We start from the raw sequence: 4,547 nt of genomic DNA on the forward strand, positions 1-4,547 counted from the left end.
TGGATGAAACAATTAAAGATGCAGATAAACCTTATGCGCGTCTTCCACAATTCTTATTAAATTACGTTACTGGTGACCCTCAAGGTCTTCAATATGAATTTAATAATGATACAGCGTACTTCAAGAAATCAATTAATGATGGCTCCGCTTTAGAATCAAGTGGTACACGTATCTACAACCAATTTGCAGTTCGATATAACTACTTAACCCCATCTTGGTTCTATGCGATTCCTGAAGTTTCTGTAAGAAGCATCAACACTTATTATGATCAAGACACCCAAGTAAATCGTGGATCTGATGATTTACAAAAGTCAGTTGTGGTTCCACAATTTACTTTTGCAACAGGTGTAACATTCGAAAAAGACGGTAAATACTTACAAAGCATTTCACCACGTGCCTTTTACGCATATTCACCTTACAAAAACCAAGAAGATTACCCTAACTTTGACTCAACTACAGCTTCAATTAGTTATGATCAACTCTTCAACCCTTATCGCTTCTACGGACATGACCGATTAGATGACAATAACTTTTTGTCCTTAGGCGTAACATATAGCCTATTGGATACCGAAGGCTTAGAGCGAATCAAAGCGAGTATTGGGCAAAGTTATTATTTTAGTGATAGACGTGTAACCCTAAATCAAGAACCAGATGAATTCGATAAACAACGTCGTACTGGTCCTATCGTAAGCTTGTCTAGCCAACTCAACCAGAACTTCACTATTGCTGCGAATTCAGCATGGATGGACAGTGGCGATAATGCTCAACGAGATTTCCAAGCTTACTATGTAGGTGATAAAGGCAATCTCTATAACCTAGGTTACTTCTATCGTAAATACATTCCAGATCGCCAAGATGCATACGACCAAGCTGTTGCATCCTTTATACAACCCGTAAAAGATAATTGGCGTATTATGGGTCACGCTCAATATGATTTAGATAATAATTTAATGCGCGAATATTTACTCGGTGTAAATTATGAGTCTTGTTGTTGGGCAGTTTCCGTTTATGGTCGCTCTTACTACAATGATTTGGATGATCCTACACTTCCTGACGTTCATAGAAAGAAAGCGATCATGGCAGAATTTACTCTTAAAGGGCTAGGCGCTTTAAACAACAAACTTGCTTCTCTTTTAGAAAATAGAGTTTTGGGTTTCAACAAAATTAATCAATCTTGGACACAACGTTAATGAAGATAAAATCTTTTCAACATATCTTTAGAGCCACTGTTCTAGCTGCCCTAATTTCTTCATCAATGCAAAGCTTTGCACAACCTACGGATGAGGTTGTTGCAATTGTTGATAGTAGTGTCATTCTTAAAAGTGATTTAGCACAAGGGATTGCAGAAACAGAACACCAGCTTAAAGCGCAAAACAAAACTGTTCCCCCATTACAATATTTGCAAATGCAGGTTCTAGACCAACTTATTGTTCGTCAAGCTCAGTTAGAGCAAGTAAAACGATATGGTATTAAACCTGATGAGAAAAGTTTAAATGCTGCTGTTCTAAAAGTTGCAAATCAATCAGGCGCAAATAGCCTAGAAGCATTCCAACAAAAATTAGATGCGATTGCTCCGGGTACTTACGAGAGTCTACGTGGTCGTATTGCAGAAGATCTTTCGATTGGTCGTTTACGCCAACAACAAGTAATGTCACGTATTAAAATTAGCGATCACGATGTTGAAAACTTTTTAAACTCACCTGAAGGTCAAGCTGCACTTGGTACACAAGCACACGTAATTCATATGCGGATTTCAGGTGACAACACTGAAGAAGTTCAAAAAATAGCAAAAGAAGTTAAGCAAGCTTTAGCCAACAATGATGACCCTAAAGCAATTAGCTCTAAATTTTCTTCTTCTACGGTAACTGTTGATGGTGCTGACATGGGCTTCCGCTCATTATCAGAAATACCAACTGAACTATCTGCACGAATTGCGCCATTGAAAGTTGGTCAAACTACTGAACTTATTAATGTTCGTGATGGTGTGCATGTTTTAAAGTTGCTAGACCGCAAACAAAATGATCAAAAAGCACTTGTGCCACAATATCTAACACGTCACATCCTGATTCAGCCATCAGAAGTTGTTAGCCTTGATCGTGCTAAACAAATGATCGACAGCTTATATAATCGTGCTAAAGCTGGTGAAGATTTTGGCACTCTAGCTGCAACATATTCAAACGACACTGGCTCTGCACGTGATGGCGGTAGCTTAGGTTGGGTGAGTCCAGGCACCATGGTTCCTGAGTTTGAACAAGTTATGAAAGACACACCTGTTGGTCAAGTCAGTAAACCATTCCAAACACAGTTTGGATGGCACATTCTGCAAGTGAGCGATACGCGCCAACAAGACATGACCAAAGAAGTTCAAGAACGTATGGCTCGTCAAATTCTTGGTGAACGTCAATTTGATACCGAGGTTGATAGCTGGATGCGTGAACTTCGTGCAAATGCCTATGTTGAAATCAAAGACGTGAGCTTAGATTCCAAAGCTCAACAGAATAAATAACAGAAAAAGCCAGCAATCTGCTGGCTTTTTTCATCTCATTCCTAAAAATAAAAATAGCGGCAATTGCCGCTATTTTTGCATTACAAAATGATTATTTGTAACGATCAACCATTTTCTCTAAAGAGATTGGGCGAATCTTATCTGCATTACCAGCCGTACCAAATGCTTCGTAACGAGCAACACAGATATCTTTCATTGCTTCAACTGTTTCACCAAAGAATTTACGTGGATCAAATTCACTTGGTTTTTCAGACATCATACGGCGCATTGCACCTGTAGATGCCAAACGTAAATCAGTGTCAATATTAATCTTACGCACACCGTGTTTAATCGCTTCTACAAGCTGATCTACAGGCACACCGTAAGTTTCTTTAATATCGCCACCATATTGGTTAATAATCGCCAACCATTCTTGTGGTACAGAGCTTGAACCATGCATTACAAGATGCGTATTTGGCAATGCAGCGTGAATTTCTTTAATACGATCAATTGCCAAGATATCGCCTGTAGGTGGACGAGTAAACTTGTACGCACCATGAGATGTTCCCACAGCAATCGCCAAAGCATCAACGTTTGTATCAGCTACGAACTGAGTTGCCTCTTCTACTGAAGTTAACAACTGAGAGTGATCTAGCACACCTTCTGCACCAACACCATCTTCTTCGCCAGCCATACCAGTCTCAAGACTACCCAAGCAACCGATCTCACCTTCAACTGAAACACCACATGCATGCGCCATAGCAACAACACGACGTGTTACATCAACATTGTAGTCATATGAAGTTGGTGTTTTACCATCAGCACCTAATGAACCATCCATCATCACTGAGCTGAAACCTAATTGGATAGAACGCTGGCACACATCAGGACTCGTACCATGATCTTGGTGCATTACCACTGGAATATGTGGCCATTCTTCAATTGCAGCTAGAATAAGATGACGTAAGAAAGGTGCACCCGCATATTTACGCGCACCTGCTGATGCTTGCACGATTACAGGTGAATTAGTTGCATCTGCTGCGAGCATGATTGCGCGCATTTGTTCTAAGTTGTTTACGTTAAACGCTGGTACGCCGTAGTTATGTTCTGCAGCGTGATCCAAGAGCTGGCGCATTGAGATGAGTGCCATAATATCCTCCCAGGTAATGCGCCATATTCTACATGTTGATTTATTTCAATTCAGCAACTAATCACAGTAAATCAAAAAAAATCCTCAATCTTTTGTGTAATTTGAGTACTAAATTGTATTTAAAAATAAAAAAGATCAAATCACAGCATGATTTGATCTTTTTATAAATGTTTTTATTAAGTCAAATGATAGATTTTGTTTAACTTAACAATAACCTTCTAAACGTGTTAGAGGTAATTTCTTACCAATCGCCTTTTCAATCTCTGGCAAATAAAATGCATCATCTTCTGACAAGAAGCTGATACTCACACCTTGTGCACCTGCACGACCAGTACGGCCAATACGATGTACATAATCATCAGACTGTTCAGGCAAAGTAAAATTAATTACGTGCGATACACCATCAACATGAATACCACGACCCGCAACATCAGTTGCAATCATAATATTATTTTTACCCTGCTTAAATTGATCGAGCATTTTTAGGCGCTTGTCTTGCGCAATTTCACCTGACAACATACCAACTTTATAACCATCACGTTTCAAATGATCATAAAGACGACGCACTTGATCACGACGATTCGCAAAAATCATCACCTTATCAATCGGCTCATCTTTCAAAATTTCTTGTAGTAGTTTGTATTTATCTTTATTTTCTACAACATACACACGCTGCTCAACATCGTTATTAGTTTTATGTTCAGGCTCAATTTCCACCGTCACAGGCTCAAATAACCATTGACGCGCAAGATTCAAAACATCATAGCTAAATGTTGCTGAGAACATTAAAGTTTGACGTTGCTCTTTAAATGGCGAATAACGAACGATTCGTTTTACTGACGGAATAAAACCCATATCAAGCAATCGGTCAGCTTCATCAATCACCAAAAATTCAATTCGATCCAACCAAAC

4 protein-coding genes are annotated in these 4,547 nt (G+C 39.1%); 2 read left to right on the top strand and 2 right to left on the bottom strand.

Annotated elements, in window-relative coordinates; translation table 11 throughout:
- Both B4237_RS15590 and B4237_RS15595 read left to right on the top strand, forming a co-directional pair.
- On the top strand, positions 1 to 1,190 hold a 1,190-nt coding region (locus B4237_RS15590), incomplete at its 5' end, for an LPS-assembly protein LptD (protein ID WP_286943876.1).
- Entirely contained in the window at positions 1,190 to 2,506 is a 1,317-nt protein-coding gene (locus B4237_RS15595) for a peptidylprolyl isomerase (RefSeq protein ID WP_278595140.1), read from the top strand. The genes B4237_RS15590 and B4237_RS15595, both read left to right, overlap by 1 nt.
- 91 nt (positions 2,507 to 2,597) lie before the next feature.
- Here the strand turns inward: B4237_RS15595 and fba are convergent, their stop codons facing one another.
- A complete protein-coding gene (fba, locus tag B4237_RS15600) occupies positions 2,598 to 3,635 on the bottom strand; it encodes a class II fructose-bisphosphate aldolase (RefSeq protein WP_004879920.1) in 1,038 nt (345 codons plus the stop codon).
- Between the two features lie 204 nt (positions 3,636 to 3,839).
- Positions 3,840 to 4,547 (bottom strand): helicase-related protein (locus tag B4237_RS15605; RefSeq protein ID WP_286943877.1); only part of this gene is annotated, 708 nt, incomplete at its 5' end.

Origin of the sequence: Acinetobacter sp. UBA6526 (genome assembly GCF_002434875.1) — a bacterium.
GTDB lineage: Bacteria > Pseudomonadota > Gammaproteobacteria > Pseudomonadales > Moraxellaceae > Acinetobacter > Acinetobacter venetianus.